The organism is Halomonas sp. BM-2019, assembly GCF_017584085.1.
Map to the genome: position 1 here is coordinate 3,771,796 of NZ_CP071922.1, position 4,030 is coordinate 3,775,825.

At 71.4% G+C, this 4,030-nt stretch carries 5 protein-coding genes; 1 reads left to right on the top strand and 4 read right to left on the bottom strand.

The annotated features are described in order from the left end of the window. On the bottom strand, positions 1-185 hold a 185-nt coding region (locus tag J5F18_RS18665; RefSeq protein ID WP_346300021.1), incomplete at its 3' end, for a hypothetical protein. A gap of 61 nt (positions 186-246) precedes the next feature. Then, positions 247-1,458 carry an enoyl-ACP reductase FabV gene (fabV, locus tag J5F18_RS18670; RefSeq protein WP_346300022.1) on the bottom strand — a complete coding sequence of 404 codons (1,212 nt, stop codon included), beginning with the start codon at positions 1,456-1,458 and terminating at the stop codon, positions 247-249. A gap of 191 nt (positions 1,459-1,649) precedes the next feature. On the opposite strand from fabV, the gene J5F18_RS18675 reads away from it, so the two are divergent. Continuing rightward, positions 1,650-2,036, top strand: coding sequence for a hypothetical protein (locus J5F18_RS18675; protein WP_346300023.1), 387 nt, complete (start codon positions 1,650-1,652; stop codon positions 2,034-2,036). On the opposite strand, the gene J5F18_RS18680 is transcribed toward J5F18_RS18675, so the two are convergent. Continuing rightward, positions 2,037-2,522 (bottom strand): glutathione peroxidase, encoded by a 486-nt coding sequence (locus tag J5F18_RS18680; protein WP_346300024.1) that lies wholly within the window; start codon positions 2,520-2,522, stop codon positions 2,037-2,039. Positions 2,523-2,550: 28 nt separating this feature from the next. Beyond that, the coding region (locus J5F18_RS18685; RefSeq protein ID WP_346300025.1) for a DUF3488 and transglutaminase-like domain-containing protein at positions 2,551-4,030 on the bottom strand (1,480 nt) is incomplete at its 5' end.

Consider the following 4,030-nt stretch of genomic DNA (forward strand, 5'->3'; position numbering starts at 1 on the left):
GCGGCGACCACCAGACCCAGCACCACGATCACGATGGGCAGCAGGCGCTGCATGCCCTTGGACGGCGGCGCCTTGGCCTCCGGCTGCTCTTCATCCGGCTCCGGGTGCTCGAAGTCCTCGGGTTGCAGCACCTGCTTGAGGTGCTGACGCTCCTCTTCCGGAGTCTGGCTCTCACGAGTGTCCATGGGCATCCTCCTGGTGGTTGGGTTCCCTCACCTCCGCGCTGACCACGGAAAGTCGATGGGCCTACAGGTTCACGACATCGAACTCCACTTCCGGGTTCACCTCGGCGTCGTAGTCGACGTCGTCGCGCTCGAAGCCGAACAGCTTCAGGAATTCGTGCTTGTAACCAGCATAGTCGGTGATCGCGAAGAGGTTCTCGGTGGTCACCCGGGGCCAGAGGTCCTTGCAGGCCTGCTGAACGTCGTCGCGCAGCTCCCAGTCGTCCAGGCGCAGCCGACCCGCCTCGTCGCTCTGGCAGCCGCTGCCGTACAGGCATTCGCCGAACAGGCGGTTGAGCTGCTCGATGGTGCCCTCGTGCAGTCCGTTCTCCTTCATCACCTTGTAGACCATGGCGATGTAGAGCGGCATCACCGGGATGGCCGCGCTGGCCTGGGTGACGACCGACTTGAGCACCGCCACGTTGGCGCCACCGCCGGTGGCGGCGAGGCGCTTGTCGATCTCGCCGGCGGCGCGATCCAGGTCCTCCTTGGCCTTGCCCAGGGCGCCATGCCAGTAGATCGGCCAGGTGATCTCGGTGCCGATGTAGCTGAAGGCCACGCTGCGCGCGCCTTCGGCCAGGACGCCGGCGCGGTCGAGGGCTTCGATCCACAGTTCCCAGTCCTCGCCGCCCATCACCGCCTTGGTGTCCTCGATCTCCTGCTCGGTGGCAGGCTCCACCTCGGCCTCGATGATGCTGTCCTTGTTGGTGTCGATGGCGGTGGCGCGGTAGGTCTCGCCGATCGGTTTGAGGCTGGAGCGCTTGAGCTCTCCGGAATCGGGCAGCTTGCGCACCGGCGAGGCCAGCGAGTAGACCACCAGGTCCACCTGGCCCAGGTCCTGCTGGATCAGCGCGATGGCCAACTCGCGGGCCTCGTGGGAGAAGGCGTCGCCGTTGATCGACTTGCTGTAGAGCCCTTCCTGCTTGGCGAAGCGGTCGAAGGCGGCGGCGTTGTACCAGCCGGCGGTGCCGGGCTTCTTCTCGGTGCCGGGCTTCTCGAAGAACACGCCCAGGGTGTCGGCGCCGTAGCCGAAGGCGGCGGTGATGCGCGCCGCCAGGCCGTAGCCGCTGGAGGCCCCGATCACCAGCACCTTCCTGGGTCGCCGCTCCTGATCGGCCAGGGCCTTGTCGAGGCCCCGGGCACGAGTCGCCTCGATCTGCTCGAGGACGTTCTTCTCGCAGCCGACGGGGTGGGTGGTGGTGCAGATGAAACCGCGTACCTTGGGCTTGATGATCACGTCAGACCTCGCTGTGCGTCGTTCGGGCGGGCGCGTCCTGCCCCGCGCCATGGGGTGCCAATCGCCCTATTCTAGCGGCCGGGGTGGGTGCTGTCCGCCCTTGAACCCGCCCTTGAGCCCGCTCTTGAGCCCCGGCCCCGACTGGGGCAGGATGCACGTCACGGCGGCAGGCCACGAGGAGGAGGCCCACGATGGATGCACAGACCCTGGTCGACGAGCGCGGCGAGCTGTGGCTGGCCCTGGCCCCGCTGTGGCTGGAGCACGAGCCGGGTGAGCGCGACTTCGCGCGCATGATCGAGGTGATCCAGCGCCATGACCTGACGCTCGAGGAGCTGGAGTGGATCTTCCGCCTGGAGCTCGCGCCGGTGCTGGGGCGCCAGCAGATGTCGCTGGTCGGCGAGTGGCGCCGCTTCGACGACCACAAGCTGATGAGACAGCTGGTGGCCCACAACCTGCACCTCACCGGCTGGCGGCGCAGGAGCTGGGCGCTCTTCTCGGGGCTGACCACCATGATGACGCGGCATCGCTGGAACGAGCTGATGGCGCGGCTGATGCTGGAGCGCGGGGAGGCGCCCTGATCAGGGCGCGTCCAGCGCCCGCTCCAGCGCCTCGCGCAGTACCGGCTCCCCGTCCCGCGGGGCGAAGCGGTGGACCACCTGCCCGTCCCGGCCCACCAGGAACTTGGTGAAGTTCCACTTGATCGCCGTGGTGCCCAGCACGCCGGGGGCCCCCTTGCGCAGCTCGACGAACAGCGGATGGGCGCCGGGGCCATTGACCTTGACCTTCTCCATCAGCGGGAAGCTGACCTGATACTCCCGGACGCTGAGGGTGCAGAAGTCCAGCGCCGACTCCGGCGACTGGCGGGCGAACTGGTTGCAGGGAAAGCCGATCACCGTGAAGCCGCGGTCGCGATAGCGGCGGTAGAGGCGTTCCAGCTCGCGCAGCTGGGGCGTGTAGCCACAGCGGCTGGCGACATTGGCGATAAGCAGCACCTGGCCGCGCAACGCGGCGAAGTTGAAGGGTTCCCCCTGGGCGGTCCGGCACTGGTGGTCGTGGATGGACATGGTCGCGACTTCATGGACGGTGTGCTTCTCACGATGCCACGCCGCCCGCGCCCGCGCTACCCCCCGGGCGGCGGGGACGGCGCCGCAGCCGGCGGCGCACTTCCGCCACCCGCCGGGCCAGCTGGCGGCCTCGCTCGCGCCGCTCCGCCCGTCCCAGGGGGGCGTAGCGCAGCCGTTCCAGGTGATGGGCGCAGTCGCGCAGCGCCGGCCCGGCATCCCCCGCCTCACGGGCCACGCGGCGCAGATGCGCCGAGGGGGACTCCCCAGGGGCCTCCCCCAGGCCACGACTCGCCAGCCAGGCCTGCAGGCGGCGAATGCGCAGCGCCTCATCGCGCCCCTCTCGACCGCGCCGCCAGGCCAGGCGCAGCAGCGTCGCGAGCCCCATCAGCCCGGCGCCGGCGGCCAGCAGGCCCAGCGTCGCGGCCAGCCAACCGCGCCCCGGCAGCCGCCCCGCCAGCCATTCCCAGAAGGCGTACAGCCGCTCGGTGACCCGGGCCATCAGGGCGTCGCGCGCCCCGCGCTGGTAGCCGATCACCCCGCGCTGCCAGCGGTATTCGATCCGCTCCCAGTCCAGGCGCAGGCGGTTGGCCCAGCCCACCTCGCGCAGGCGCAGCGGCGAGAAGGGCGAATCGGCCAGGAAGGCCTCGCCGCCATCGCCCACCGCCTGGGGCCCCTCCTCGATGCGCTCCGGGGCGATGGCCGCGGTGGGGTCGAGGCGCTGCCAGGCCCCGTCCAGCCACACCTCGACCCAGGCGTGGGCGTCGTAGTCGCGGATGGTGAAATGGCCGTCGGGGTGGCGCTCGCCGCCCAGGAAGCCCGCCACCACCCGGGCCGGCAGGCCCGCCGAGCGCGCCAGGACCGCCATCGCCGAGGCGTAGTGGGTGCAGTAGCCGGCACGGCTCTCGAAGAGGAACTCGTCGACCCGGTTGGCGGAGGTGAGCCGCGGCGGCGACAGGGTGTAACGGAACGGCGCCTCGCCGAAACGCGCCATGATGGCCGCCAGGAAGGCACGCGGCTCGCCGCCGCTCTCCTGCCACAGCCGCTCGGCCAGGGCGCGGGTACGCGGATTGCCCTCGGCGGGCAGCAAGGCGTGCCAGGCGGACCCGGCGGGGTCGGGGTTGGTCGGCGCCAGGCCGGTGCTGGTGACGCGCAGCAGGCTGCGCGAGGCCAGCGGCGAGGTGCCCTCCAGGGTGCCGTCGCCCAGGAAGCGCTGGGGCGCATCGGTGGCCAGGGGCGCCCCCAGCGACGGACGCCAGGGCCGGCTGTCCGGTTCCAGCAGCAGCTCCGCCTCGAAGCGCGGCGCCTGGTCGAGCCAGGGCGAGCGGCGGCCATCCGCCACGAACGCGCCCAGCGGCCGCCCCAGGGCGGCGGCCAGGCGCTCCGGCGTGGCCCGCCGCCAGCGCTCGCCGTCGAAGTCGGAGAGGGTATAGACCCGCCAGTAGCGCTCGGCGGGGGCCGGCTCCGCGCCCTCGAAGCGCACCCGGAAGGCCCGGGCGTCGCTGCGCGAG

Bases quoted from the DNA above. Each gene is read 5' to 3' on its own strand.
- J5F18_RS18675 (WP_346300023.1), top strand. From the start codon at position 1,650: ATGGATGCACAGACCCTGGTCGACGAGCGCGGCGAGCTGTGGCTGGCC.
- J5F18_RS18680 (WP_346300024.1), bottom strand. From the start codon at position 2,522: ATGTCCATCCACGACCACCAGTGCCGGACCGCCCAGGGGGAACCCTTC.